The 26,218-nt window shown below is 33.7% G+C and carries 22 protein-coding genes and 8 pseudogenes; 15 read left to right on the forward strand and 15 right to left on the reverse strand.

What is annotated here, in order from left to right; translation table 11 throughout:
- Nucleotides 1-17: 17 nt before the first annotated feature.
- The 4 genes and pseudogenes from rsmD (at nt 18) to M3L71_RS02425 (ending at nt 2,927) form a co-directional block, all read left to right on the forward strand.
- Nucleotides 18-566, forward strand: a complete 549-nt coding sequence (gene rsmD / locus M3L71_RS02410) for a 16S rRNA (guanine(966)-N(2))-methyltransferase RsmD (RefSeq protein WP_007302024.1) — start codon at nt 18-20, stop codon at nt 564-566.
- 409 nt (nt 567-975) lie between these two features.
- Nucleotides 976-1,874, forward strand: a pseudogene (locus M3L71_RS02415) (IS630 family transposase); the annotation flags it as partial.
- A gap of 59 nt (nt 1,875-1,933) precedes the next feature.
- A pseudogene (locus M3L71_RS02420) lies at nt 1,934-2,787 on the forward strand (IS630 family transposase).
- Nucleotides 2,784-2,927, forward strand: coding sequence for a hypothetical protein (locus M3L71_RS02425; RefSeq protein ID WP_280143202.1), 144 nt, complete (start codon nt 2,784-2,786; stop codon nt 2,925-2,927). The pseudogene M3L71_RS02420 and the gene M3L71_RS02425 overlap by 4 nt, the downstream one beginning before the upstream one ends.
- On the opposite strand, the pseudogene M3L71_RS02430 reads toward M3L71_RS02425, so the two are convergent.
- Nucleotides 2,887-4,257, reverse strand: a pseudogene (locus tag M3L71_RS02430) (IS4 family transposase). The gene M3L71_RS02425 and the pseudogene M3L71_RS02430 overlap by 41 nt on opposite strands.
- 250 nt (nt 4,258-4,507) lie before the next feature.
- Nucleotides 4,508-5,038: pseudogene (locus tag M3L71_RS08550) on the reverse strand (hypothetical protein).
- A 134-nt stretch (nt 5,039-5,172) separates the two neighbouring features.
- Here M3L71_RS08550 and M3L71_RS02440 point away from each other — a divergent pair.
- Together M3L71_RS02440 and M3L71_RS02445 are read left to right on the forward strand one after the other, a co-directional pair.
- Nucleotides 5,173-5,781, forward strand: coding sequence for a superoxide dismutase (locus M3L71_RS02440; RefSeq protein WP_280143886.1), 609 nt, complete (start codon nt 5,173-5,175; stop codon nt 5,779-5,781).
- Nucleotide 5,782: 1 nt separating this feature from the next.
- The gene (locus tag M3L71_RS02445; protein ID WP_280143887.1) at nt 5,783-7,057 is read left to right on the forward strand and encodes a M16 family metallopeptidase; all 1,275 of its coding nucleotides are present in this window, start codon (nt 5,783-5,785) and stop codon (nt 7,055-7,057) included.
- On the opposite strand, the gene M3L71_RS02450 is transcribed toward M3L71_RS02445, so the two are convergent.
- Complete coding sequence (locus M3L71_RS02450) at nt 7,054-7,326, reverse strand: WD_0736 family protein (RefSeq protein WP_280143888.1); 273 nt, start codon at nt 7,324-7,326, stop codon at nt 7,054-7,056. The two genes, M3L71_RS02445 and M3L71_RS02450, sit on opposite strands and share 4 nt — an antisense overlap.
- Before the next feature lie 38 nt (nt 7,327-7,364).
- On the opposite strand from M3L71_RS02450, the gene M3L71_RS02455 reads away from it, so the two are divergent.
- Together M3L71_RS02455 and M3L71_RS02460 are read left to right on the forward strand one after the other, a co-directional pair.
- On the forward strand, nt 7,365-7,712 hold the full coding sequence (locus M3L71_RS02455; RefSeq protein ID WP_264336399.1) for a transposase: 348 nt from the start codon (nt 7,365-7,367) through the stop codon (nt 7,710-7,712).
- Between the two features lie 28 nt (nt 7,713-7,740).
- Nucleotides 7,741-8,244: an IS630 family transposase gene (locus M3L71_RS02460; protein WP_280144103.1), complete on the forward strand. Its 504-nt coding sequence runs from the start codon at nt 7,741-7,743 to the stop codon at nt 8,242-8,244.
- Between the two features lie 152 nt (nt 8,245-8,396).
- Here the strand turns inward: M3L71_RS02460 and tgt are convergent, their stop codons facing one another.
- The 4 genes from tgt to M3L71_RS02480 form a co-directional block, all read right to left on the reverse strand.
- Nucleotides 8,397-9,608, reverse strand: coding sequence for a tRNA guanosine(34) transglycosylase Tgt (tgt, locus tag M3L71_RS02465; protein ID WP_280143889.1), 1,212 nt, complete (start codon nt 9,606-9,608; stop codon nt 8,397-8,399).
- Complete coding sequence (gene nuoE, locus M3L71_RS02470) at nt 9,609-10,109, reverse strand: NADH-quinone oxidoreductase subunit NuoE (protein ID WP_280143890.1); 501 nt, start codon at nt 10,107-10,109, stop codon at nt 9,609-9,611.
- A 125-nt stretch (nt 10,110-10,234) separates the two neighbouring features.
- Nucleotides 10,235-11,431 (reverse strand): hypothetical protein, encoded by a 1,197-nt coding sequence (locus M3L71_RS02475; RefSeq protein WP_280143891.1) that lies wholly within the window; start codon nt 11,429-11,431, stop codon nt 10,235-10,237.
- An 8-nt stretch (nt 11,432-11,439) separates the two neighbouring features.
- A complete protein-coding gene (locus M3L71_RS02480) occupies nt 11,440-12,267 on the reverse strand; it encodes an ankyrin repeat domain-containing protein (protein ID WP_280143892.1) in 828 nt (275 codons plus the stop codon).
- A gap of 813 nt (nt 12,268-13,080) precedes the next feature.
- Between M3L71_RS02480 and M3L71_RS02485 the strand changes: the two genes are divergently transcribed.
- From M3L71_RS02485 to M3L71_RS02505, 5 genes are all read left to right on the forward strand, one after another.
- Nucleotides 13,081-14,289 (forward strand): hypothetical protein, encoded by a 1,209-nt coding sequence (locus M3L71_RS02485; protein ID WP_280143893.1) that lies wholly within the window; start codon nt 13,081-13,083, stop codon nt 14,287-14,289.
- Entirely contained in the window at nt 14,279-14,575 is a 297-nt protein-coding gene (locus M3L71_RS02490; protein WP_280143894.1) for an IS630 transposase-related protein, read from the forward strand. Before M3L71_RS02485 ends, M3L71_RS02490 begins: the two co-directional genes overlap by 11 nt.
- 63 nt (nt 14,576-14,638) lie before the next feature.
- Nucleotides 14,639-15,997 (forward strand): hypothetical protein, encoded by a 1,359-nt coding sequence (locus M3L71_RS02495; RefSeq protein WP_280143895.1) that lies wholly within the window; start codon nt 14,639-14,641, stop codon nt 15,995-15,997.
- A 76-nt stretch (nt 15,998-16,073) separates the two neighbouring features.
- Nucleotides 16,074-17,273: a hypothetical protein gene (locus tag M3L71_RS02500; protein WP_280143896.1), complete on the forward strand. Its 1,200-nt coding sequence runs from the start codon at nt 16,074-16,076 to the stop codon at nt 17,271-17,273.
- 33 nt (nt 17,274-17,306) lie between these two features.
- Nucleotides 17,307-19,532 (forward strand): hypothetical protein, encoded by a 2,226-nt coding sequence (locus tag M3L71_RS02505; RefSeq protein ID WP_280143897.1) that lies wholly within the window; start codon nt 17,307-17,309, stop codon nt 19,530-19,532.
- On the opposite strand, the gene M3L71_RS02510 is transcribed toward M3L71_RS02505, so the two are convergent.
- Nucleotides 19,529-20,437 (reverse strand): Rpn family recombination-promoting nuclease/putative transposase, encoded by a 909-nt coding sequence (locus M3L71_RS02510; protein WP_280143898.1) that lies wholly within the window; start codon nt 20,435-20,437, stop codon nt 19,529-19,531. The genes M3L71_RS02505 and M3L71_RS02510 overlap by 4 nt on opposite strands.
- Before the next feature lie 113 nt (nt 20,438-20,550).
- Here M3L71_RS02510 and M3L71_RS02515 point away from each other — a divergent pair.
- Nucleotides 20,551-20,721 (forward strand): annotated as a pseudogene (locus M3L71_RS02515) (helix-turn-helix domain-containing protein); the annotation flags it as partial.
- Here M3L71_RS02515 and M3L71_RS02520 read toward each other — a convergent pair.
- The 7 genes and pseudogenes from M3L71_RS02520 to wmk all read right to left on the reverse strand — a co-directional run bounded on the left by M3L71_RS02520 (nt 20,702) and on the right by wmk (nt 24,859).
- Entirely contained in the window at nt 20,702-21,232 is a 531-nt protein-coding gene (locus M3L71_RS02520; protein ID WP_349292727.1) for an IS630 family transposase, read from the reverse strand. The pseudogene M3L71_RS02515 and the gene M3L71_RS02520 sit on opposite strands and share 20 nt — an antisense overlap.
- Nucleotides 21,211-21,588, reverse strand: a complete 378-nt coding sequence (locus tag M3L71_RS02525) for an IS630 transposase-related protein (RefSeq protein ID WP_280143223.1) — start codon at nt 21,586-21,588, stop codon at nt 21,211-21,213. The genes M3L71_RS02520 and M3L71_RS02525 overlap by 22 nt, the downstream gene beginning before the upstream one ends.
- A 118-nt stretch (nt 21,589-21,706) precedes the next feature.
- Nucleotides 21,707-21,850, reverse strand: a complete 144-nt coding sequence (locus M3L71_RS02530) for a hypothetical protein (protein WP_280143202.1) — start codon at nt 21,848-21,850, stop codon at nt 21,707-21,709.
- Nucleotides 21,847-22,704: pseudogene (locus M3L71_RS02535) on the reverse strand (IS630 family transposase). The gene M3L71_RS02530 and the pseudogene M3L71_RS02535 overlap by 4 nt, the downstream one beginning before the upstream one ends.
- A gap of 46 nt (nt 22,705-22,750) precedes the next feature.
- Nucleotides 22,751-23,061, reverse strand: a pseudogene (locus tag M3L71_RS02540) (hypothetical protein); the annotation flags it as partial.
- Between the two features lie 102 nt (nt 23,062-23,163).
- A complete protein-coding gene (locus M3L71_RS02545; protein WP_280143899.1) occupies nt 23,164-23,820 on the reverse strand; it encodes a JAB domain-containing protein in 657 nt (218 codons plus the stop codon).
- 164 nt (nt 23,821-23,984) lie between these two features.
- A pseudogene (gene wmk / locus M3L71_RS02550) lies at nt 23,985-24,859 on the reverse strand (WO male-killing family protein Wmk).
- Between the two features lie 113 nt (nt 24,860-24,972).
- On the opposite strand from wmk, the gene M3L71_RS02555 reads away from it, so the two are divergent.
- Entirely contained in the window at nt 24,973-25,926 is a 954-nt protein-coding gene (locus tag M3L71_RS02555) for an Rpn family recombination-promoting nuclease/putative transposase (RefSeq protein WP_280143900.1), read from the forward strand.
- Nucleotides 25,927-26,218: the final 292 nt, after the last annotated feature.

The raw sequence follows: 26,218 nt of genomic DNA on the forward strand, positions 1-26,218 counted from the left end.
CTTCGAACTTGTTTTATATGTTACGTGTTATTGCGGGTAAATATCGTGGAAGAAAAATAACTACAGGCAAGAATTTAGCTGCACGGCCCACTATGAGTAGTGTCCGAGAAGCAATATTTAGTATACTTTCTTCAAGAAAACCTATTTATAACCTAAATGTACTTGATTTATTCTGCGGAAGTGGCTCTTTTTCATTTGAAGCACTTTCTCGAGGTGCTAAACATGCATTCATGGTAGATTCAGATTATTACAATTTGCAACTGCCTAAAAAAACAGCAGAAGATTTTGGAATTACGAACGATATCACGTTAATTTGTTGCAATGCTAACGGATTACCAAGACCTATTTCAAAGTGCGATATAGTTTTTATGGACCCACCTTATAATATCAATCTGGTTAACTCAACTTTAGACGAGTTAGCTCACTCAGGCTGGTTAAATGATAATGCGTTAATAATTCTAGAAATGAGGAAAAATGAAGGTTTTGAGTGCAATAAAAACTTCAATATAATTGTGGAGCGTACCTACGGTATTGCAAAAATAATTTTTCTTTCTTCACTCACTTGAATTTCTTTTGTAAACATCTATAGCTAAGCTAAGTAAGATTTTTCCGAGGACTGAAAGAAAAAATCAATTCGTTTTGTTGGGAATAGGGTGTGTAACAGCAAATCAATACGAGTTGATATACTAGAAGAAGCAGTATGGAAAGAAATGAAGATGGTACTCAAAGAACCAGAGGCAATGACTAAGGAATATCAGCTAAGACTCGTAAAACATGAAAGTACGCAAGCAAAGGATTAACTTGAAAAGCGTGCAAGTAAAATAGAACAAGGTATAGAAAAATTAGCTTATGTATATGCAAGGGGTCATATAACGAAGGAAAAGTATGACTTATACCAATTCCCGCTATAGAAAGAACAGATAGAGAATAATGGGGAAAAAGTCATACTAGAGTAAGTGAAATAGCGAGGTATAAATGGCATTAAGGTCAAAACTATTAGACGAAAGAGTTGTAAATTTAGCGAAAGAAATGTTAAAAAAGGTAAGAAATAACGCATATGTTTCAAAAAAGTTACAAGCGGTGATAGCAGGAAAAGAAAGTAGTATAAGCGCTGTGGCAAGAATATGTAAAATTTCAAGGACTGCTTTGACTGAATGGATAAAGCATCTAAAATTTGGTAGAGTAGAAAAATTATTTGCCCCGTTTCAGCGGAGAAGAAAAAGCAAATTAAACAAAAATCAACGTGAGCAAATTGAAATATGGGTAGAAAGAAATCCAAATATTACTATTAAGGAAGTACAAATAAAAATCTCAGAGGAATTTGCCCTAAACATCAGCAAATCAACAGTGCACCGTGAGATACAAAGGATGAAATTTTCTTACATAACACCGAGGCCAATGCACCATAAACAAGATAAAAACAAGCAAGAAGAGTTTAAAAGATACTTCAATAAAATAGTCAATTTCCACCCTAAAAGGGAGGTGTTTTTTTTGATGAATCACGATTTGGGACTCATTCAAAAATCGGACACGGATGGTTTAAAAAAGGGGTCAGAACGCAGGTTAAAATGAAAATTGGTAGACAAAATTTCTATATCTAAAGTGCGGTAAATCCAAGAAGTGGTAAGAAAATTAGCCTACTTGCTCCATATGTAAACACTGATTGTATGAATATATTTCTGGAGCAGATGTCGAAAGATTTAGGCACGAAAGAAGCCTTTCTTGTAATGGATTGTGCAAGTTGGCATAGATCAAAAAGTTTGAAAATTCAGGAAAACATTACCATCATATACTTGCCTCCTTATTCACCGGAACTGAATCCTGTTGAAAGGTTGTGGCAATATATCAAATACAATACTTTACGCAATAGTATAGCTCTTTTCATAATGGTCCAAACGGTTTAAAATAAGAGTTTATAGTAGTGAAGGTAAGTATGCCAGCAGCATATAGTTATGATTTAAGAAAAAGCAATGGAGGTACTAGACGAAGGGGAAAGCAGAGAAACGGTAGCAGCAAGATTTAAAATTGGAAGAACTACATTATGGGAGTGGCAGCAAAGAAAAAAAGAAACAGGAGATTTTCAGTCGAAAAACTTGGAAATGGAGGTTATAATCATAAAATTACCGACTGGAATAAATTTACTGAATTTGCCAAAAACATGGTGGAAAAACTCTATCGGAAATGGCTAAGCTTTGGAGTAATGTTAGTATCCCAACGATTCATCTAGCTCTTAAAAAATTGGACTCACACGCAAAAAAGACATATGGATACAAAGAAAGGAATGAAGAAAAACGTGCTGAATTTTTGAAAATTATAGCAACGAAAGAACCTCAAAACTTAGTATATATAGATGAATCTGGTATTGATAATACCGAAGACTATCCCTATGGATATTCTCAGAAAGGACAGCGATTTTATGCCCTAAAATCTGGAAAGAAAACTCAACGAATTAGCATGATTGCAGCTCTAAATAGTAGAAAAATAGTTGTTCCGTTAACATTTGAGGGCCATTGTAATATGGATATCTTTAATAAATGGTTTGAGCAGTTTTTGACACCTATTTTGGAACCTGGACAAACTGTTATCCTTGATAATGCTACTTTTCATAAGTCTAATAAGATTACTGAACTTGCTAAAGAAGTTGGTGCTGAAATTTTGTATCTTCCTACGTATTCCCCAGATTTCAATAAAATTGAGCATCATTGGTTTGCTATAAAAAATAGAGCTAGGAAAAACATCCCTCTATTCACATCTTTTCGTCATGCTGTTGATTCTGCTTTTCTATGAACTTTCCGGACTATTATGAAAAGAGCTATATCTACGATACCATAGGTTTACTTGAAGATGTTTTGTGTAATTTTATTGTCAATATTTCCAGTACTACTATTAAACGAGTTTGTAATGTTTCTTATTTGTTCCGTCAGTAATGGATTTTGGTATTAGCAAATTTAGAGAAGTTAAGGTGGATACCCTAGTTTTTCTGCACTTGTCTTTTAATGAAAACTGCGACCAAGTTATGGTAAGCTTTTTGAGAAAAATATTTAAGCCTTTAATTTTATTATTTAGTGCTAAAAATAACTCTCTAACCCGTCTTTTTAGCTCAATAAATGCCTTTGTTAAGCTAAGCTCCGTATTTTTTTTCAGTTCTGTGCAACCCACTATTCCATGAAATATAAGAATTGCACACAATTTGGCATATAGCTCACATAATACTCTGTATGGCTTTCCTCTCAGCTTATCAATCCTTATATTACTCTTATATAATTTGAACAATAATTCAATTTGCCATCTTATTCGGTAAACTACTAGTATTTGCTCAGCATTAATCTTACTTTTTGGAACATTAGTTATAAATATTGACCAATTTAGTAACTTTTGGTTCCTTTGAGAAGATGTGTATCCATGTGATCTTGCTAACCTATTAGCCTTTCTTCTTCTAGCCACAGCTTGTTCTTCAGTTAGTTTTTTAAATATAATTCTTACTTTAACCCTTGTCTCTTTTCCTAACAATACCTCCTGTTCTAGAAAAGATCGATCTCCCAAATGTTCTAGTAAATCTATTTTTTGACCTGTCTCTATATCATATATGTTAGTATCGGATTTATAACGACTTATGAAATAAGCTCCTATTTCATTGATGTGTTTAAAAGAACTTGGCACAAAATAACCCAAATCAGATATTAGTAAATCGTTGTTCGATATATTGCTTAAATGGCTTCTATAACCCTGATCTGACCTTATTCCTTCAGTTATATTAAGCTGGTCTAATGTCTGGTTTAGGTAGTCAAAAACTAATTGTAACTTTATTCCAGACTTAGTATTGCTTTCATAACCACTGTAGCTGGTACCATAACCTTTATACATGTCTTCCATACTGTTAGGTAAGCTAATGTAGCTGCTGTCTAATAATTTAACACCTCCAAAGTGCTTCAAGATTCTGCAATCAACTTGTAAGGTATTTTTAAGTAACGTTAAAGATTCATTATACATTCTTTTCATAAATTCCACTGCTTCCTTGGTAAATCTAAAGTCCAGACCTTGTTTTGTTATATTTATCGAGTCTTCATTCAATAATTGACACACTGTCTCTATACTACAATTATCAACCCCTATATTACCCAAAACGATGGCTTTTATGAACTACGAGCCTTTTAGCTTCCTCTTTCTTTTTATGAACCCTGTTGTAGCTGAGATTTTATCTGCTTTTTCATTAAAAAATTCTTTGAGCTTTTTTGAGATGCAAACTATTCTTTTCATTGTATAAGTTCTCCGTTTTCTTTGTTAGATTTAAGAGAACTTATATCTTTTCTTTCTCTTCCTTACACTAAGTTTATTACCACAGTTCCTTAACTTGACGCGTATGGTTTATTTAACACTCCCCAACATTCTATCGGGATGCCAGTGTCAGCTACTTGCATGACATCCTCTTGCTTCTATAGGTGTCTTTTCTCTTCTACTTTATTTTGCCACACAGATACAATGGTTTCACATGCACTTGGTAGGCTATCTATTTTGAAAAAGAAGGACTACCAACACCTTCAGCGTTTGCATCACTAAATTTACTTGCCACTTTATCAATAGTCCAAACGAGTGGTGTAACAACAAGCGCAGCAGCCCAGATGACAGCACTAACAGCATAACTCAAAACTGTGTTAACAAACTGAGCTAATGCACTACTATGGACACGTGCCTTACCTGACAACATGGATGAATAATCTATCAACTATTTTGTACTGTACTTAAGATCACAACCATCTGTTACTTTCGCTAACCCTTTTGCCGGCGAATATGATAGATACGCCAATGCTAGATATAAAGGTTGTAGGGCTATACTAGCTAATGTATAAGTAGTAAGATAAGTCAGAGAATGACACCTCAAACTACCAAAAGCTACATTTTTCACTGGCTCAATAACACTATTAATATAATAAACGGACTTATAGAAACTATTTTGTGGAACTTCGTTACCTTCAACGCTTTTTCTAGGAATATTTCCGAACTTAGCATATCTACTAAAATTCTTGAATAAACTTGACATATTACCCCTCTAAAAATAAAAAATAATTACCTTGTCAGTATAGTTCATTTTAGAATAACTGCAATAAACATCTTACAAATTATGTGTTGCGCAAAAGCACATATTAACATACCATCGAAAATAAAGAGGTCAGCATGAGTTTTACTTTACCTGAGTTGCCATATGATAAAGCAGCTTTAGAACCTTATATATCTGCAAAGACATTGGATTTTCATTATGACAAGCACCATAAGGGATATTTAAATAAGCTAAATGAGCTAGTTGAAAATACTGACCATCAACATATGGGAATTGAGGAATTAGTAACAAAAGTTCATGGTCACAGTGATAAAGTTCTTATTTTTAACAACGCAGCACAAGTTTGGAATCACACTTTTTATTGGAATTCAATGAAAAAGAATGGTAGTGGTAAGCCTCAAGATGATGGTCTTCTAGCAAAAAAAATTCAAGATGATATCGGTGGCTTTGATAAATTTTGTGAAGAATTTTCAAATTGTGGAGTAAGCCAATTTGGTAGTGGATGGGTGTGGTTAGTGCTTGAAAAAGGGAAACTCAAAATCACTAAAACTCCAAATGCGGATTTACCGCTAATTTATGATCAGGTACCACTGCTTACTATGGATGTATGGGAGCATGCATACTATTTGGATTGCCAAAATCGCAGAATTGACTACATAAAAGTTTTTCTTGATCATTTGATCAATTGGGATTTTGCAGAAGACAATTTAAAAAAGAGTATATAAGATGAACGTACCACAGGTAACAAAATTAGATAATGGTCTGCGCATAATAACTGAGCGAGTGCATGACGTTGATTCCGTAGCTTTAAATATACGGGTTGGTGTTGGCAGTAGAGCTGAAAGCGCAAGTCAAAATGGAATATCTCATTTCCTAGAGCACATGGCTTTCAAGGGAACGAAAACGAGGACTGCATTTGAAATTGCAAAAGCTTTTGATGATATAGGTGGAGCCTTCAATGCCTGCACCGGTAGAGAAAGCACCAGTTATTACGCAAAGGTTCTTAAAAAAGATATAAAGACTGGCATTGATATATTAATAGATATATTAATGAATTCTACATTTCCAGAGGATGAATTGGAACGCGAAAAGGGTGTTGTAATACAAGAGATTTTTCAAACTAATGATTCACCGAGCGATATCATTTTTGATAAGTATTTTGAAGCAGCTTATAAAGATCAACCATTTGGTAGGTCAATCTTGGGTACGCAAGATACTGTCAAATCTTTTACTCGAGCTAATCTAGATAACTATATAAATGAGCATTACTTTGGCGAGAACATTATATTTGCTGTTGCAGGAAATGTTGAACATGAGGAAGTTGTTCAATTAATCAAAGACTTTCTCTCAAAGATTCATTCAAAAGAGCTGAAAAAAAGCCAGAATGCAGGTTATACCAGTGGTGAGTATCGAGAGCATCGTAAATTAGATCAGGTGCACTTGTTAATTGGGCTACCTAGTGTTTCTCGTGATGATAATAAATATCACACATTTAAAGTGCTTGATTCTATACTGGGAAGTGGCATGTCATCACGCCTATTCCAGGAAGTAAGAGAAAAGCAGGGTCTTGCTTACTCCATTTACTCATTCAACTCTAGCTATGCTGATACGGGAATGCTTTCGATTTTTGCTGGTACAGATAGTAGTAATCTAGATAAGCTTTTAAAATCCATAACGACAGAGCTAAAGAAATTGTCTACAGATGATTTAAAGGAAGAAGAAGTAAATAGAGTAAAAGAACGAGTAAAATCTCAAATTTTAATGTCACGCGAAAGTGTTAGCTCACGTGCTGAAACATTAGGACACTACTACGGTAACTATAATAAATACATCAGTAAAAATGAATTAATAGAAAAAATTAGTGCTGTTACTATTTACGATATAAAAAAAGCAGCAGAAGAATTGCTATCTCAGCATGAGAGAATTACTTTAGCTGCGATTGGAGAAATTAAGTCACTGCCAAGTTACGATAAAGTTGTTTCTATGCTTAGTGTACTTTAATTATGTTGCTTATGCTCACTAAAAAGTTCAATGAATGGTTGCAAAATCCTTTCTATAAAAAGTTTCCTTTCTGGTTCATCGCGTATACCACTAATTATTTTATTGAAAGCTTTTTCGCTGTTTTGTAAAAATAAATAGCTTTCTACTGGTTGCACAATAGACAAGGCAGTTAAAACTCCTCCTATCACTAAACAAGAAGCTATAGCAGGTACGGTACCCACTGCAATTCCAGTTGAGATCAATGATAAAACAGCTATAGTATTTCCCAAAGCAAATGATAAAGGTATAACAAAGTATTTGAGTTATAATGGCATATAGTGTGGATTTAAGGGAAAAGGCAGTATTGATGATAGAAAAAGGGAAGACAAAGGTTGAGATAGCAGAGCTCATGGAGATAGGAATAGCAACTCTGTACCGCTGGTTAAAAAAGAAAGCTGCTGGTGAAAGCTTAAAGCCATCTAAAAACGGTAGCTTTATTCGAAAAATAGACCCAAAAATACTCGAAGAATATGTTACAAAGAATCCAGATCATACTCTGGCAGAGATGAAACAAAATCTTGGATTTGGAATAAATTCAATTTGGTATAGACTAAAACAGCTAAAAATTACTTTAAAAAAAAGTCACACTATATCAAGAGCGCAATCAAGAAGATAGGCAGCAATTTATTGATAAAATCTCAAAAATAGAACATTCCAGCATCTTATATATAGATGAAGCAGGAGTTGATAATAAGTTATACCGAGAATATGGACGTGCTCCAAGAGGAAAGAAAATTTATGCAGATATTCCAGGGAGAACTCGAGAGAGAATCAGTATAGTAGCCGGGTGGATTGGAATGAGATTTATTGCACCAATGACTTTCAAAGGTGGGTGTGAAAAAGAGGTATTCAATATATTGTTGGAGAAGATGTTATTACCTAAATTGCCACTTGGCACAACCATAGTTATGGATAATGCTACATTTCATAAGACCACTAAAACAAAATCATTAATAGAGTCTTTTGGCTTTCATGTGCTGTATCTTCCAACATATTCACCAGATTTGAATCCCATAGAACACTGTTGGCATACCATCAAAAGCCGCCTCAGACCTCTAATGTATAAATGTACAGACTTACAACTTTTGGTTGGTAATACCATAATGGAAATTTATCCATTCATTTTAGAAAATACTATAAGAGTGTAAAGGCTGAAACGCAAAACGCTATTTGATGTTTTTCTTTATTTTTAACCATAAATGCCTCACAAAATTATATTTTTAGTATACCCGTATATATACGGTACTGTCAAGTTTTTAAAGAAGATTAAAAAATGCAACGCACATGTACAAAATATGAACTAGGTATATAATTCACAATGCAGCGGTATTTCACTAATCCAATTATTTTTTTCCTGATCTAGCCTATCATTCAATATTGCTTGTCTTATTGATTCCATCAACTTATTCATGAAGAAAACATTGTGAATGGTAACGAGTGTATAAGCCAGCAACTCTTTAGCTTTCAGTAGATGGTGTATATAGGCTCTTGAATGTTTTCTGCAAGTAAAGCACAAACAGTCATTTTCAATTGGGTTATCATCTAGTTCGAATCGTTGATTTCGCAAATTAATATGCTCTTTGCACTTTGAAGAAATAGAATCTCTATTTTTTACTTTAACAAGCGCGCCACCATGTCTTGCGAGGCGAGTTGGATGCACGCAATCAAATGTATCAACTCCAAGCTCTACTCCACGAAAAATGTCTACAATTCCACCAATGCCAAGCAAATGAGTAGGCCTATCTTTTTTTAAATGTTCCATAATAAAGGAAACTACATCATACATCTGCTCTTTACTTTGACCAAGCGATCCACCTATTGCTTGACCAAAAAATGGCAAATCGTTGATAAAATCACAACTTTCTCTACGCAAATCTTGATACACTCCGCCTTGACTAATTCCATAAAGCACCTGTTTGCCATTATTATTTTTTTCAAATTCATTTAAAGAACGTTCAGCCCATCTATGGCTCATGAGCATCGATTTCCTTGTGTACTCCTTGCTGACGTGAAATGGAGTACATTCATCTAAAACTAAGATTAAATCTGCACCTAATTTTTGTTGAATTTGTATCGACTTTTCAGGAGTTAGACAATAAGTTTTACCATTTATGTAAGAACGAAAAATTGCCCCATCCTCGTTAATTTTGATCAGAGTTTTTTGTTTCTGTCTTACTCCCTTTATCTCTTCTGAAACTGATCCGTGTCCTAAACTAAATATCTGGTATCCACCAGAATCAGTGAGCATTGGCCCACTCCATCCCATCATCTTGTGCAAGCCACCAAGATTTGCCACAGTATCCTCTCCCGGTTGGAGCATTAGGTGATAGGTGTTGGAAAGTATTATCTGAGTACCTGCTTCTCTGATTCTCTCGATATCTGCAGCTTTAATAGCAGCTTTGGTTGCACAAAATATAAATGCTGGTGTTTCTATACTTCCATTTGGAGTTTTGATCGTTCCAACTCTTGCAGAACCTGATTGCTTGGTTATCCTAAACGAGAACTTTTCCATCTATTTACTTGAAAGTTCTGCTATGATATTTTCCACTTTTTCAGGAGTGAGGTTTTCATAAAAATCGTTATTGATCTGTACAACAGGGGCATTAACACATGCACCAAGACATTCAACTTCCTTTAAAGTAAATAGATTATCTTTAGTGGTTTCACCGATATTGATTTCAAGCTTCTTTTTAAAGGTACTTAAAACTTCCTCGCTATTGCATAACCAGCAAGGAGTTGTTCTACAAACTTGTATTAGATATTTACCTACTGGCTTTAAATTATACATGGTATAAAAATTTGCCACTTCATACACGCGAATATGTGGAATATGAAGCATGTCAGCAACGTAGCGCATGGCAGATTCAGAAACCCATCCGCATTGTTCTTGCACGAGATATAGTAAAGGCATGACAGCGCTACCTTCTCTACCTTTAGGATACATCTCTATAGACTTTTTTGCTTTGCTAAGATTGTCTGGTGTAAAACTAAACTGCTCTTCTTTCTCTTTCATCTAATAAGGTTCATGTAAATCTCAACAAATTATACTTGAAGAGTTAACAATTGCAATTAGACTTCTTGCATAATCTAAGACCTACTGTAAACCAAGCTTAGTATAATCCAATTTGACGTACCTTATTATTTTTTACTTTGTAATTGATCTACATGAGAAACTTTTTCACCACTTTGTAATCTTTCTCCCTGGAAAATTCCTGCAGGCCTTTCAAAGTACCCACGTTCAATAGCATTGTAAAATGAGTAACAACCAAATAAGCAATTTTTTCCTATTTCTTCTCCACAATCTTTTAATTCTTTCAACCTCTCTTGATCTCTTACTTCTACTTTTATCCAGTCTTTATTTTGCTTATCAGGATATAACCTAACGTCTAACTCTCCCTTAGTGGCAGGGAAAGTCAACACTATATCACTATCGTCCGCAAGATTGGTGTAATTCCTTATACCATTCTTTGTTATAATTTCTACCTCACTTTTACCAATCTTTATTATATCTCTTTCATAGTCTATGTTGCCCTGAGCTCGCCTTAACTCACTAGCTTTTTCTGTGAGCCTTGCAACATTTATTATACTATCTTCGGAATATTCCGAGTATAAAGTAGTGTTATCTATTTTTGCATTCTTTACCATACCATTAATAACTGCTCCTTTTATAACTTCCATAAAATCTAGGGTACTCTCTAGATAATCTAGATAAGCTTCTATCATATTTTCTTTGTGCTCTTTAAATTCAGATTCTAGTGTATCAATTACTTTCATATTATCTTTATTATATAACACTGCCCCTATTGATACCAACTTGCATACTATCTTGCTTGCAACTTCAGGATTCTTTCCTAACTCACCAATCCTTTCCATAACACAATCTGTAAAATTACGCTTCTTATCTTGAGAAAATCGTCTATTAATCCTCCCTCCTGAGAGAATAGCCTCATCTACAACTCCTTCTAGTTCATCCATATTTTGAGCTTTAGAAACTTTATCTAAAAATTCTTTTAGCTTTATCTGTCGATTAGGCGGTAAATTACTCCATAAATCCCTAGAATAATACTCCTTCTCATCATAACTTGACCATTGTAAATTGATTGCATCTGCTTTCAAAAGTAATCTTTTTACTTCAAATTTATTTGCTCTTTCATCAGTACCTGAACGAGCAAAAGGATCAAGATTTTTAGCATGTTGATGCACCTGCAACTCTCCTTCATTACTTCGAAGATTCAAAACCATTCTTAGATCTTGATCATTCCCAAAATCATCTAAGAATTCTTGTAGATCTTCAACAACTGAATCACCTTCTGAGTTATTTACTATATCCAACAACTTTCTTCTCAAGCCCCCTGTCTCTTAGTTAAAACGTAACCCGAACCATCTTCGAACCAGTCTTTTGTTTCCATTATAGAGCGTAACTTATCACTCAACTTCTCTCGCTTATAAGTCACAAAGTACTTTTCAATATGTTCATGATGATTATCACGTGCAACTTGCAGAGGAGTTTTTCCTTGTTTATCACCTTGATCAGAAATAGCTCCTTTCTCTAAGAGTAAAACTACGCCTTCAGAACAACCAACACTAGCAACATGATGCAAAGGCGTTTTTTTTTCATTATCTTCTGCATTAAGGTCAGCTCCCTTTTCTAAGAGAGCAGCTATACTATAAGGTCCGGTAGCATAGTGTAATGGTGTCCTTCCTTTATCATTCTTGATATTAGGGTCAGCTCCTGCTTCTAAAAGCAAACTTACGGCACAATCATATTGTTTTCTTGCCCAAGCCATACTTGATATTATGTGCAATATCGTCAAACTAGACTCTCCCCTCTCACAATTAAGAACGGTTTTTAGATCTTGATTATCTTTATTATTTAATAAAAACTTTTGAAGTTGTCGGTAACTATCTCCTGCACTCAAAGATCTCATTGCACTAAAAATAGATAGCAATTCCTCATCTAACTCTTCTTGACTGTCTGTCAACTCAGTTGTAACAAGCCACGCACACATTAAATTATCAAACGAGCCTTTTGTAGCTTCAGCAATATCTACCAAATGACGCCTATCAGGAAACATGAATAAACTTTTAATCAGTTCATATTCATAATCCTGTTGTAGCTCGTTTTCTATTCTACTTTCCTTATTAGAATCTTGCCCAGTAACTTCTGGCATATTTACTCCTCACTTTATAAAACTGGATGTAATTATAACAAATAAAGCTAATGCAAGCTAGCTTTCTACTAATTCTTGTATGGTTATATCACTAACACGTAGCGGGATTATAAACATTAAGAAATTAACTAGATGGAAAAAAGGCAAAAGAATCCCCTAGTAGTGAGTTTTAATAATGGAAATTGGCGTTGTAATAATGTGCTAACAAGCGCGATTTGGCTGAATGTAGAAAAAATAAAAAAAGTCGCTATAATTTTATGTAATTTGCCAATAAATATCTGAGTTTTTTTACTGAATTTTCTTGTTAAATCTGCAGAGATTAAAAACAAGGATAAATACTCTTACTGTCATGACGTATATAACAATGTTGCAAAAAATAATATCATAGAGTTCAAGAAGACGATTCCTAGAGGATTACTCATCTATAAAAGACAGAATCTTATTAGCTATTTAGATGTAAAAGGTAAGCTGAATTTTTACAAGGAAAAACAGCAATTGACTAAAAGAGAGCGCTGGACGAGGCAACTTAATTGGTTTGCTATTTCAACCACCATAACTAATACCAATAATCGTTATTGGCAAGACAAATGAGGTAGGTTATAAATTTTCTTAACTCCCTAATTATAGGCAAAAAGAGCTCCTTTTCATGTGTTTTATTACTAATGGGAATTGGTATAAATCAACAAATTTTGGAAAAAAAACACCGTGTTTTAAGAACCTTATTTATCGACATATAAAATTTTTTCTTGCCTCTTTTCAAAGAATAAAACATCTTAAATTAAGAATATTGATAATTCTTTATAGGGGGTTATTATGCACGTAGGAAATTCTAATAGTCAGCAGGTAAGTCAGAATTTGCTACCTTCTTCAACTCATTCCTCTGATGAGGAGTACTGTGATGCTAGTGATAAGGTTGAGAGATCTTCTATATCTTGTGAAAGTGATTCTGACCTGGAGTCTATTCCTACTGTATCACATTTTAAGCAGCGTACTTGGAAAGACGGCAAATCTGGAAAAGCTGATCAAAGTAGCTTTAATGAAAATAAGGGAACAAGGAAGTCATTTGGTGAAAATGGATATACAGAGGGACAATGGGAGAATAATCATTTAATAAAACTAGATTCGTGTCAATTTACTCATCCATATAATAATAAAACAGTTTATATCAGGAAGCAAAGTACAAGTTATTTATTTACTTTTGATCAGGAAAACTTTATTGCAAGAGTAAGCTTCAACAAGATTAAAGAGTTAGATTTTGCTGGGCATCCTATAGATATAAAACGAAATTTTCTTAAAAAGCTTAAAATTACTAAAATTATAGAAGATGAATTATTAAATGACAGGGATAAAGCTTATGAACAGTTTAAACAACTTTTGCAGGATAGAAGTGGTAAAACTGCAGATAATCTTGAGTATGCAGAGGATCTTTTTCAGTTTTCTAAAAGATTAGAAGATTGGAGAAAGTTCTCTAGTAATATATTGATATTAGATGATATAGTTAAGAATAAGAACATTTCGTGCGAGACGAATAGTAGTAATCAACAATTGCTTGATAAAGAAAGAGCTCTGGATGTAAGAAAGAAAGAGTTTTCTCAGGTTGATCAATTTTATACAATGGATTTACTAACAGGATTACAGAAGATCTGTAAAGGTGGAATAAATAATCATAGAAACACCTTACATGATAAATATTTCGGGTCTATTTTTGTGATGGCTCCATCTATCATGGCAGATCATTTATCTCGCTTGAATGATAAGTCAATATTTTATATCAGCAACAAAGATATAGAATTGTTTGCAGACCTTGTTGACATGATGAATAAGCAACCTTTTCTAGATTTTATAGTCAATTCGTGGGACATTTTGTTTAAAAATGTAGAGGAAATAAGGCAGCATGAGTCATACCAAAATCCATTACTGACCGAACAAATAAGAAACATTACAAACTCGTTTAATAGTATAGTATTTCCCAAAGCAAATGATAAAGGTATAATAAAGTATTTGAGTTATAATGGCATATAGTGTGGATTTAAGGGAAAAGGCAGTATTGATGATAGAAAAAGGGAAGACAAAGGTTGAGATAGCAGAGCTCATGGAGATAGGAATAGCAACTCTGTACCGCTGGTTAAAAAAGAAAGCTGCTGGTGAAAGCTTAAAGCCATCTAAAAACGGTAGCTTTATTCGAAAAATAGACCCAAAAATACTCGAAGAATATGTTACAAAGAATCCAGATCATACTCTGGCAGAGATGAAACAAAATCTTGGATTTGGAATAAATTCAATTTGGTATAGACTAAAACAGCTATAGTAATTTTTATGGTATATAAGAAGACTATGAATTACAATTTTTTTATGTATTGGGGGGTTGTCTATGCTGCGTGGTGATATTTCAGAAATTTTATTCTCATCCATTAAAGAAAATGATTCTCATAGAGCATCTAAGCTCCTTCAAATTGAACGTTGGTGCTATGCGAATTGGCGTTTACATGCAGGATATGGTGAAATAAGAAATAAATTCCTTGCACAAGTATTATCTGATGGGGAATGCTGGGAGGAAGTAGGTGGCTTGCATGAAGTCAAACTTAATAGACAAAAGGTAGGAGAAAAATTGATTGTTCTAGGTTCAGACAGTACCCTAAATCCATTTGGTACTGCTAGATACAAGATTGCCTGTCAATGCTGTCTGGAACAGGATATCGTAAAGATGTTTAGCGATCATATGCAGGAACGTAATGTAATAAATGAAGATTCATTAAAGAAGCTAGTAAGTAATCTAAGTCATGGAGATCCCTTGCAAGCTTTCTGGTCGCATGTTGTTGGCAATTATGCATTGTCAAATAATTTTGACTGTACTGTAGATTGGAAGCAAGTAGAAGCAGTGGAATCCTTTTGGAATAAGGCAAAATCTGGAGATTATTCTAAATTAAATTTGAAAGGTTGTCATCTATATGAATATGGGCTTGACTGTGCTATAGGTTGGAAAAAAGTAGAAGCAGTGGAGTTCTTTTGGAATAAAATAGAAGCATTACCTGAAAGCGAAATGAGTAAAGAAAAGAAAGATGAGATCTTGATGAAAAATGCAGCATATACAGCTGGAGGTAATTTTAGGGTTTATCCTGATATATTTGAGTTTTTCCTTAGCAAGATAGATTCTAATAAATATTCAAAGTTCTTAGAAAGAGATTTAGAGAAAAATGGTCATTATGGTTCTTTGAATAGAATGAAGGATATGCACAATTTTGATAAATTTCAGAAGTTGTTTGATTACTTAGAATTCACTAAAGTTGAGGAAGATGATTACTATCTCTGCTTAAAATTTATGATAGAAGACTGTCCAGAGTATTATTTAAATAAAGGTATAAGTGTTTTTAAGCACATGTGGGGGAAAGAGGGGTTTGATAATCATCGTACTTTTACATTAAACAAAGAAATGTTGGACGATTCTGTTTTTCAAGGGAGATTTTTAGTGTATTTGGTTGAGAAGAATTATATGGAGCCAGTATGGGCAATATTAGATAAAGCTAATACTAACCAAATTAAAGAATTTATGGACTCTAAAAAACATCATATAAGTGATATATTAGCAACGCGCGGAGATAGTGATCTACTAAGCAAGTTTTCAGCCTATGGTAAGTCTGCTGATGAGGGGCTTTGTCAGAAACCTGGTCCAAGTGGCGATTTAACTGAAGCGAAGGTTGAAGAAACGCATGGCCAGTCTAGGATTGAATAAATAAAAAAATTATATATTAACGGGGGATTTTATGCAGAACGAAGGAAGACCGCAAGATTTTGAGTTAATAGAGTTATTGATTAAGGAAGCAGGTTCAGTTACAGGTGCTGGTGCTATCAACCATCCAATTCAACCAAGTAGCGAGTTTAAATCTTTCAAAGCAAGGTTTCAATCGTATATAGACCAGATTCCATCGTATTTACATTCAGTAAGCAAAAAAGGTTTTTTTCCTCATTTCTTTTTAGGTAGATTTTCTACTTTGATAGGTAGAAAAATTGTGGATAAAGAAATTACAAAGGTTTATTATAGGTTTGATGGTCCGGAAACTTTGAAGGTTGCTGTTGTAAGAAAAAACGAGAAGTATAAAGATCAGAGTGCTTGCGAAATTAATTTAAGTCTTTTTGTGGTTTCGGAGTCTAATAATACAAATAAAAAGTTTACCTATGGCGAGTTAGAAAATATACGTAATCAATTAAACTTCCCGGTAAAGGGTGAACATGTGATGCGTGTTAAAGATCAACTTCAAGTTAGATCAGTAAAGATTGTTAAAACTACAGGAAAAATATCTGTTGAGGTAAAAGATGAGAAATTGGATAAGGATGCTTCTGCGAAACCTGAGTTTTGGGAAGTAGAGCAAGTATGGAAAAATCCAGAAAGTGATATAGCTAAGCTGACTAATTCTAATGCAGAAAGAGTAAAGGAATCTATTAAAGAAATTCTTACAAAATTTAGTAAAATCCATTCAAAATGTGAGAATGTGCTTGTTTATGCTGATCAAGCAAGAGAAGCAGCGCATCATGGGTTTATTGCAGGTGCTTTAGTGATGAATTTTCGCTATAGATCTAATCTTAGAGTTTACTTAGAGCAATTTGCAGGAAGAGGTTATGCTGATATTGTTTTAGTGCCTCGTGGTGATGATAGGTCATTAAATGCTATTCCTATTATTATTGAATTGAAGGCAGGAAAAGGTATTGTTACTACACCAGATGATGCTTTAGAGCAAGCAAAGGGTTACGCAAAAGGTTTTCAACCGAATGTAATGAGAGTTTTAACTACTGCAGATGATATTCTATGTGTTGGTGTAAATTTTGATCATCACACTCCTATTTCAGAAATTGTTCCTGTGTCACGTGATCAAGAAATTACTTCCCTTTTTAATGAAATATTGGGATCTATTGATGAACGAAATAAAGATGAGATTAGTGAAGTGATATTGAAAGAGCGAATTCACAATAATGTAGAGCGTATCTATTATACATTTCCTGGTACAGGATAAAAGGGAGATCATCATTACTTTAGTAGATTTTTGTTGGGGCAATCATTATTGTTAAATGAAGCTTTGAAAACAAATTTTGAAAAACATGTTTTTATTTATGATGAAAATGTACCTACAGAAGCAGTCGATTCTGATAGGCCTCAACGTTTAGCAGCTCAAGATGCTAAAGAGAAAATGTTAAAAAATCTTGATAAGAGCCATGGGATAGTAACAATGGTACTGATTCCAGAAAGTACTGAGAAGTTGGCTTATGTGGTGAACATCATTGAAACCGATGGAAGAGTTACTATGATGAACAAGGTAATTCCTCTTTTTGATAAACTTGGGCAAAAGATAGGAGGTAGAAGAGTAGTTAAATTGGATCTTAATTTTAATGTTAAGAAGCAGAAATTTGAAGAATATTTTAGTATAGAAATTAGTCAAGCTATTCCTCTAGAACAGTACAACAATGAAAGGCCTGTTAAGTTTCAAGGCAATTTTAAGAGTATCCCTTATCCTAATAGGTTAAAAGAGATGTTTGATGAAGATATAAATTCTCAATGTGCCACTGCACAAAATCAGCTTCCATCAATAGATAAATATAAGGAATTATTCAAGAAAATTGGAGCAGGAGTATACCCTTTTAAAGATTTAATAGAAAAAGAAGCACATACCCAAGCTGTGCTCGATGGAGTATTTAGCTGCTATAGTTACATAAGACTAGAAGAGTTACCAGAAAATAGAGCATTAGTATTAACGGAGTTTCAAACTGGTAGAGGAAAACGTATTGATATGCTTGTTCATGGTATTGGGTTTGCAGAAGGAGCTGATGATGCGAAAAAGTGTATACCAATAGGATCAGAGATTAAGGGACCAAGAGAAGGTATGACATCTGGCCAATTATTGAAAGAGGGAAAGAGGCAGCTACCGGAATACGTAGGCGTGATGTATAAATCACTTACAGATGGTGATAAAGTAGCTCTCACGGTAGTTGTTTTTAACAAGGAAGCTTCAGGTGGAGATTCTCTTTTTTTAATAGGAGGTTTTGTAGAAAAAGAGTTTAGCCATAGCTCGATTGGAAGTAGAGATTCTAGGCAGGTGCAGTCATTGCACTTTAATAGAAAACAACAAGAAGTATTTTCGCAATTTGTATCCCATAAGTTTCCAAATGTATTCATTAAATCAGTAAAACAAGGTCTTTATTTACCTTCTTTTGAAAAACGTGGAATGAGTATTAGTGGTAAATGTGTAGCGATTACATGGGGCTTATCTCAAGCCTTATTATCACAGAGTAGCAAATCATTTTTAAATAGTTTGGAAGCTTCGGCTAGAGTATATGAGCGTATGGCTCAACATATGCAGGTATCCAAGAGGGAGGAAAGAGAGGTTTTTGCTCTTAGTAAATTACTTGATAGCTTTGAAAGGAAGTTAGATTCTTCTACAAGTAGCCTACCTTTAAACTTGACTCATGCTAAGGGTTATAAAACACTCAGTGATTTATCAAATTACATAGCTGGAATTAGAGGTGGTTTTGCTATTCACTTAGTAACAAGTAATCATGTCATTGCGATTTATAGAACTGGTAATAGTTATGCTTATTTTGATAGTAATGTAGCATTTATTTCTGGATTGAAAAGTGTTGATCAGCTTATTGTGGTTGTAGAGAGAGGAATAAAATCTGCTAACTATAAAGTAGAAGAAAAAGGTTTACTTGTTGAACATTTTGATGTTGCTAAAGCTAATAACCTACTATCTAGTGAAGATAAACAAATTTTAGCAAAAGAAATTAAAACAGAGCATCAACTGCTAGAAGAACAAGATAAGGAGCTTGGTCTTATTAAAATTAATGGTCAGGGATTATCTAGAGTTCAATTATATGACTTTGGAGCTAAATTTAATGTAGAAGGTGGTATACCGGTACTTATTAATGTAGATATGAAGTTAAGCAGCAAAAAGTTTCAAGAGCACTTAGATAAAAAAGAAGTTAGTATGGTAGCTAGAGAATATCTTGATCACTTTAAAAATGGCAAGAATATGGAAGAAACAGCTAAATTTATTCCTTTTGAAGGTTCAAAACGTGAAATTGAAGAAGCAGAGCAGATACACAAGCCAAAAAGATCTTTATCAGAGTTGGTTAAAGGAACAATTAATTACATACTTGCTGCTGTTTCCCTTAGTCGATCAGAGAGTCAATTACCAGGAAAAACAGACAATAAACCTAAAACTTATTTAAATGATCCAATAATAGATAACCAGATGCGAAAATCACCAGGGCATTAGTTAAGTTGTTCAATTTCATCTATCGAAAGGCCAGTGATTTCAGCGATAACATCAATAGAGACACCGGCCTTGAGTGAGTTTTTTGCAACTTCAATTTTACCTTTTTGATGGCCGATTTGGATGCCTTCTTGTCTACCTTCTTGTCTACCTTTTTCTTGACCTACTCTAAGACCCTCATCAAATTTTTGAGCTAAAGCAGCTATCTCATCCATTATGCGTTTTTTCATTTGTTCATATGCTAGTAACTCTTCTTCTGACCAATTAAACTTATTCATCTCTTCATAAGCTCGTTTTATTATTACGTCACTACCAACTATTTTATCTAGGTCTTCTTCGTTTGTTTCTGCTGCATATCGGAAAAAATAACACCATTTTTCTACTATATTTTCTAGTTGATCTTCTTTTGTCTTTGTAAATTTAGGTAGTTCTATGAATACGAAGTAAAAATCCTTTAAGTCATGTTCAAAGCTATTTTGATCTAAAATGACATGATTAGATTTGTACTCGGCTTTATCTGGAAAAATAATACAATCAGCAACGGCTATGAAGATAATTTCCTTGAGATTATGATAATTATCACCTTGATCAGCTTGACTTGAATAGGCTTTAGCAGCATAATATTGAGCACGCTTTTCGAAGCCTTTGGTCTTAGTGAATTGCATCTCTATGATGTATCTGGAACCTTGAGAGTCCTTACAAAGAACATCAACAATACTCTGCTTTTTAGCAGCAATTTCAGGGTCTAAGATGGTAGCTAAGAATTCAACATCGTGGATAGCAGCTAAGCCAGTAAAGCCTAAAATATCGTTCAAGAAATGAATGAGAATATCTTTGTTTTTCTCAGTGCCAAATATTCTTTTGAAGGCATAATCATTGCGAGCATCAAGAAACTTCGAAAGAGCCATGAGAAAGTAAGATAAAAAGCATTCATAATTATGCACAATTGTGAAGAAATATTCAACTAAAATGCAAACATTTTGTATATCTTTATTTGATAGTATTAACCTATATAATATTTATGGCAAACATCTCAATAAGGTATCAGATAGCACAAAAAGTAAGAAGCTGGAGGTTAAAGTGAGGCTATACTCAAAAAGATTTAGCGGAAAAAATCGGCGTAACATATCAAGTAGTACTACAATATGAAAAAGGAACGCGCAGAATTTCAATTAAGAAGTTATATGAATTATAGTATTTTCTAAAATGAATGGATAAATTTCCATTATGGTATTACCAACCAAAAGTTGTAAGTCTGTACATTTATACATTAGAGGTCTGAGGCGGCTTTTGATGGTATGCCAACAGTGTTCTATGGGATTCAAATCTGGTGAATATGTTGGAAGATACAGCACATGAAAGCCAAAAGACTCTATTAATGATTTTGTTTTAGTGGTCTTATGAAATGTAGCATTATCCATAACTATGGTTGTGCCAAGTGGCAATTTAGGTAATAACATCTTCTCCAACAATATATTGAATACCTCTTTTTCACACCCACCTTTGAAAGTCATTGGTGCAATAAATCTCATTCCAATCCACCCGGCTACTATACTGATTCTCTCTCGAGTTCTCCCTGGAATATCTGCATAAATTTTCTTTCCTCTTGGAGCACGTCCATATTCTCGGTATAACTTATTATCAACTCCTGCTTCATCTATATATAAGATGCTGGAATGTTCTATTTTTGAGATTTTATCAATAAATTGCTGCCTATCTTCTTGATTGCGCTCTTGATATAGTGTGACTTTTTTAAAGTAATTTTTAGCTGTTTTAGTCTATACCAAATTGAATTTATTCCAAATCCAAGATTTTGTTTCATCTCTGCCAGAGTATGATCTGGATTCTTTGTAACATATTCTTCGAGTATTTTTGGGTCTATTTTTCGAATAAAGCTACCGTTTTTAGATGGCTTTAAGCTTTCACCATCAGCTTTCTTTTTTAACCAGCGGTACAGAGTTGCTATTCCTATCTCCATGAGCTCTGCTATCTCAACCTTTGTCTTCCCTTTTTCTATCATCAATACTGCCTTTTCCCTTAAATCCACACTATATGCCATTATAACTCAAATACTTTATTATACCTTTATCATTTGCTTTGGGAAATACTATACTGTTGTAACTTTACACTTTTTCAACCACCGTGCTAAGTTATGAAGGTCTTCATACCAAAATCCATTACTGACGGAACAAATAAGAAACATTACAAACTCGTTTAATAGTAGTACTGGAAATATTGACAATAAAATTACACAAAACATCTTCAAGTAAACCTATGGTATCGTAGATATAGCTCTTTTCATAATAGTCCGGAAAGTTCATAGAAAAGCAGAATCAACAGCATGACGAAAAGATGTGAATAGAGGGATGTTTTTCCTAGCTCTATTTTTTATAGCAAACCAATGATGCTCAATTTTATTGAAATCTGGGGAATACGTAGGAAGATACAAAATTTCAGCACCAACTTCTTTAGCAAGTTCAGTAATCTTATTAGACTTATGAAAAGTAGCATTATCAAGGATAACAGTTTTTCCAGGTTCCAAAATAGGTGTCAAAAACTGCTCAAACCATTTATTAAAGATATCCATATTACAATGGCCCTCAAATGTTAACGGAACAACTATTTTTCTACTATTTAGAGCTGCAATCATGCTAATTCGTTGAGTTTTCTTTCCAGATTTTAGGGCATAAAATCGCTGTCCTTTCTGAGAATATCCATAGGGATAGTCTTCGGTATTATCAATACCAGATTCATCTATATATACTAAGTTTTGAGGTTCTTTCGTTGCTATAATTTTCAAAAATTCAGCACGTTTTTCTTCATTCCTTTCTTTGTATCCATATGTCTTTTTTGCGTGTGAGTCCAATTTTTAAGAGCTAGATGAATCGTTGGGATACTAACATTACTCCAAAGCTTAGCCATTTCCGATAGAGTTTTTCCACCATGTTTTTTTGGCAAATTCAGTAAATTTATTCCAGTCGGTAATTTTATGATTATAACCTCCATTTCCAAGTTTTTTCGACTGAAAATCTCCTGTTTCTTTTTTTCTTTGCTGCCACTCCCATAATGTAGTTCTTCCAATTTTAAATCTTGCTGCTACCGTTTCTCTGCTTTCCCCTTCGTCTAGTACCTCCATTGCTTTTTTTCTTAAATCATAACTATATGCTGCTGGCATACTTACCTTCACTACTATAAACTCTTATTTTAAACCGTTTGGACCATATAGAACTCTTAAACCAGCTCAGCTTCTCTGTATTTGGCTTTATTTTTTGCAAAGCTGAGGCAAATGGATTTTTATCTTCTTGATCACTTACAGGTTTTGTGCCATATATATAATCAAGTCCTTTTCCATAGTTGATTTTTTTTCGCGAACGTTTCTGCTAGGGAAAGGCATTGTATCTTCCAGTTTTATCTCCTTCTGGCTATTAATTTTACTCACAAATTTAGACTGCTCTATATCAACGCTTTCAAGAGCACCAAATATTTTCTTGTAATTAACATTAGTCTTTTTATTCTGATCTTTACTAGTCATATAAACCTCATATTAAAAATACTTTTTAAGTATATAAATCTTAGTTTATACATTCTATTACTCAGTATAAATTATAATGAGTAGATTTGCAAGTACTTTCTGCTATAACAATCCGTTTTCTCGAAAGCTGAAATAGCCCCCACTTGTGATGATAATATGATCAAATAATCTAACGCTTACAGTACTACATGCTGCTGCTAAGCTCTTCGTTACTTCTTGATCTTCTTCTGATGGTTCTAAGTGTCCCCCAGGATGGTTGTGTGACATTATTACTAATGTTGAATTCTTTATTAATGCTTTTCTTATAATTTCCTTTATGTATACTGGTGCTTTTTCCATTTCACCAATATAGGATTCTTCTCCGATTAATTGGCGCCTCTTATTCAAATACAGTATTTTTACACATTCCCTTTCTGAGTGTCCTATACTTACGTTCAAATACTCTACTAGCCCTTGTAAGTCCATTATTGGGTCACTCTTAAGCTTTTCTCTGAGCACCCTTTCTAGTGTTTCCTTAACACACATAATCATTGCTACTGCAGAATCAGTTACTCCTTCTATAACTTTCAGGTCATCCATTTCTCGGACTAAAATCCTTCCTACTCCCGTATAGCTATTCACCAGATTTTTAGCAATTTCTTGAGCTTGTGGTCTTTCATGTACTGCACTTAGAAACGTTTCCATTATTTCACGATCAAGTAGTACTTTGCCTTTGCTTTCTAATATTATGAATTCGATTTCTTCTTTACTTTTATTCATATAATTTACCCTTCACTAACAACAAACTTTTTTTAGATATTTACTGCTGTTTTTTATCAGCATTGGCATAGAGCCATAGCTTTCGAGTGAAGTCAAATCAATTTTTCAATCTTTTTTACTTATTTTTTCATCTAAGAGTAAAGATATTAATATATACTGATTTTTTATTGTTGAATTTCTCCTAAAGAGAGGCCTGTTATTTGCAAAATAATATCGGTAGAAATTCCTCCTTTCACTAAATCCTTTATCTTTTCTGCTCTTTTCACTTTCTCTTCGCAAATCCGTATGCCTTCAAATAGAGATCTTATTAATGCATTACGTAGTTCTTGACTTTCAATCTTTTTTTATTCTTCAATTAAATTCGGTAGTTCATTTTCTACTTTACTACCTTCCTCTATTAGCAGATCTGTAATATTAATCGATAATGTTTCTGCTATTGCATATAATTTTTCCAGTGGAATAGCCACACGTCCTTGCTCATAGTTCATCGCGTGTTGTATCCATTTTCTCAGCCAAATCCTTTTGAGTATACTTCCGTCCACTCCTTTATCTTTTTTCCTATTTGGTAGTAGATAGAACCCGTTTTTTCTTCAACACATTCATCAGCAGATAGACCAATTGTTTTTGAAACAGTATCAACAGAAACTCCTGCTTTAACCAGACCTTTTGCAATTTTTATTTTTCCGATTTTCTACTACTTTTCTCACCAACTCAGGTAAATTTTGCTAGCAAGTAAAACACCTTGCGCAACTCTTGATCATTAATCGTTTTATATTTTCTTACTAATTTCCTCTTCCTCGTCTTCAAGGCGGATTTTTTCATTTGATACAGGAATTAGGTCTACAATACCAATCGACAATATCTCTGCTATAGCATACAACTTTTCAATCGAAATTTTACGTGTTCCTTTTTCATATTGTAGTACTACTTGATATGTTACGCCGATTTTTTCCGCTAAATCTTTTTGAGTATAGCCTCACTTTAACCTCCAGCTTCTTACTTTTTGTGCTATCTGATACCTTATTGAGATGTTTGCCATAAATATTATATAGGTTAATACTATCAAATAAAGATATACAAAATGTTTGCATTTTAGTTGAATATTTCTTCACAATTGTGCATAATTATGAATGCTTTTTATCTTACTTTCTCATGGCTCTTTCGAAGTTTCTTGATGCTCGCAATGATTATGCCTTCAAAAGAATATTTGGCACTGAGAAAAACAAAGATATTCTCATTCATTTCTTGAACGATATTTTAGGCTTTACTGGCTTAGCTGCTATCCACGATGTTGAATTCTTAGCTACCATCTTAGACCCTGAAATTGCTGCTAAAAAGCAGAGTATTGTTGATGTTCTTTGTAAGGACTCTCAAGGTTCCAGATACATCATAGAGATGCAATTCACTAAGACCAAAGGCTTCGAAAAGCGTGCTCAATATTATGCTGCTAAAGCCTATTCAAGTCAAGCTGATCAAGGTGATAATTATCATAATCTCAAGGAAATTATCTTCATAGCCGTTGCTGATTGTATTATTTTTCCAGATAAAGCCGAGTACAAATCTAATCATGTCATTTTAGATCAAAATAGCTTTGAACATGACTTAAAGGATTTTTACTTCGTATTCATAGAACTACCTAAATTTACAAAGACAAAAGAAGATCAACTAGAAAATATAGTAGAAAAATGGTGTTATTTTTTCCGATATGCAGCAGAAACAAACGAAGAAGACCTAGATAAAATAGTTGGTAGTGACGTAATAATAAAACGAGCTTATGAAGAGATGAATAAGTTTAATTGGTCAGAAGAAGAGTTACTAGCATATGAACAAATGAAAAAACGCATAATGGATGAGATAGCTGCTTTAGCTCAAAAATTTGATGAGGGTCTTAGAGTAGGTCAAGAAAAAGGTAGACAAGAAGGCATCCTCATTGGTGAAGAACGTGGCATCAAAATTGGCGCAGAAAAAGGTAGAGAAGAGGGAGAAAAAAAGACTAAAATAGCTGTGGCCAAAAACTCACTCAAGGCCGGTGTCTCTATAGATGTTATAGCTCAAATCACCGGTCTCTCTCATTCTGAAATTTTACAACTCAAGGAAAAAACATAATATTCTTACTTATTCACTTCAATATTTATGAAAACCTCTCCTAAGTTAAACATACCACATAATTAAGAGTCTAATGAACTGTCTAAAACAGCTATAAAGATAGCACACAGAATTATATAAATTACTATCATAACGTTACCCAAACTTCTATATCAAATCTACGTACTGTAAGTTTAATATGGATAGTATATTAACCATTTATTCCCCAACTCTAGTCTTGTATTCCCACTTCATTCATGTTAGTATTAGAACCATCAAACTTGCTACTGGTATACCTAATTATTTTGTGGCT

This window comes from Wolbachia endosymbiont of Frankliniella intonsa (assembly GCF_029856955.1).
Lineage (GTDB): Bacteria > Pseudomonadota > Alphaproteobacteria > Rickettsiales > Anaplasmataceae > Wolbachia.

Excerpts from the sequence above, each read along its gene's own strand:
- rsmD (WP_007302024.1), top strand. The coding sequence starts at position 18 with ATGTTACGTGTTATTGCGGGTAAATATCGTGGAAGAAAAATAACTACA.
- M3L71_RS02425 (WP_280143202.1), top strand. The coding sequence starts at position 2,784 with ATGAACTTTCCGGACTATTATGAAAAGAGCTATATCTACGATACCATA.
- M3L71_RS02440 (WP_280143886.1), top strand. The coding sequence starts at position 5,173 with ATGAGTTTTACTTTACCTGAGTTGCCATATGATAAAGCAGCTTTAGAA.
- M3L71_RS02445 (WP_280143887.1), top strand. The coding sequence starts at position 5,783 with ATGAACGTACCACAGGTAACAAAATTAGATAATGGTCTGCGCATAATA.
- M3L71_RS02455 (WP_264336399.1), top strand. The coding sequence starts at position 7,365 with ATGGCATATAGTGTGGATTTAAGGGAAAAGGCAGTATTGATGATAGAA.
- tgt (WP_280143889.1), bottom strand. The coding sequence starts at position 9,608 with ATGGAAAAGTTCTCGTTTAGGATAACCAAGCAATCAGGTTCTGCAAGA.
- nuoE (WP_280143890.1), bottom strand. The coding sequence starts at position 10,109 with ATGAAAGAGAAAGAAGAGCAGTTTAGTTTTACACCAGACAATCTTAGC.
- M3L71_RS02480 (WP_280143892.1), bottom strand. The coding sequence starts at position 12,267 with ATGCCAGAAGTTACTGGGCAAGATTCTAATAAGGAAAGTAGAATAGAA.
- M3L71_RS02485 (WP_280143893.1), top strand. The coding sequence starts at position 13,081 with ATGCACGTAGGAAATTCTAATAGTCAGCAGGTAAGTCAGAATTTGCTA.
- M3L71_RS02490 (WP_280143894.1), top strand. The coding sequence starts at position 14,279 with ATGGCATATAGTGTGGATTTAAGGGAAAAGGCAGTATTGATGATAGAA.
- M3L71_RS02495 (WP_280143895.1), top strand. The coding sequence starts at position 14,639 with ATGCTGCGTGGTGATATTTCAGAAATTTTATTCTCATCCATTAAAGAA.
- M3L71_RS02510 (WP_280143898.1), bottom strand. The coding sequence starts at position 20,437 with ATGGCTCTTTCGAAGTTTCTTGATGCTCGCAATGATTATGCCTTCAAA.
- M3L71_RS02525 (WP_280143223.1), bottom strand. The coding sequence starts at position 21,588 with ATGGCATATAGTGTGGATTTAAGGGAAAAGGCAGTATTGATGATAGAA.
- M3L71_RS02530 (WP_280143202.1), bottom strand. The coding sequence starts at position 21,850 with ATGAACTTTCCGGACTATTATGAAAAGAGCTATATCTACGATACCATA.
- M3L71_RS02545 (WP_280143899.1), bottom strand. The coding sequence starts at position 23,820 with ATGAATAAAAGTAAAGAAGAAATCGAATTCATAATATTAGAAAGCAAA.
- M3L71_RS02555 (WP_280143900.1), top strand. The coding sequence starts at position 24,973 with ATGGCTCTTTCGAAGTTTCTTGATGCTCGCAATGATTATGCCTTCAAA.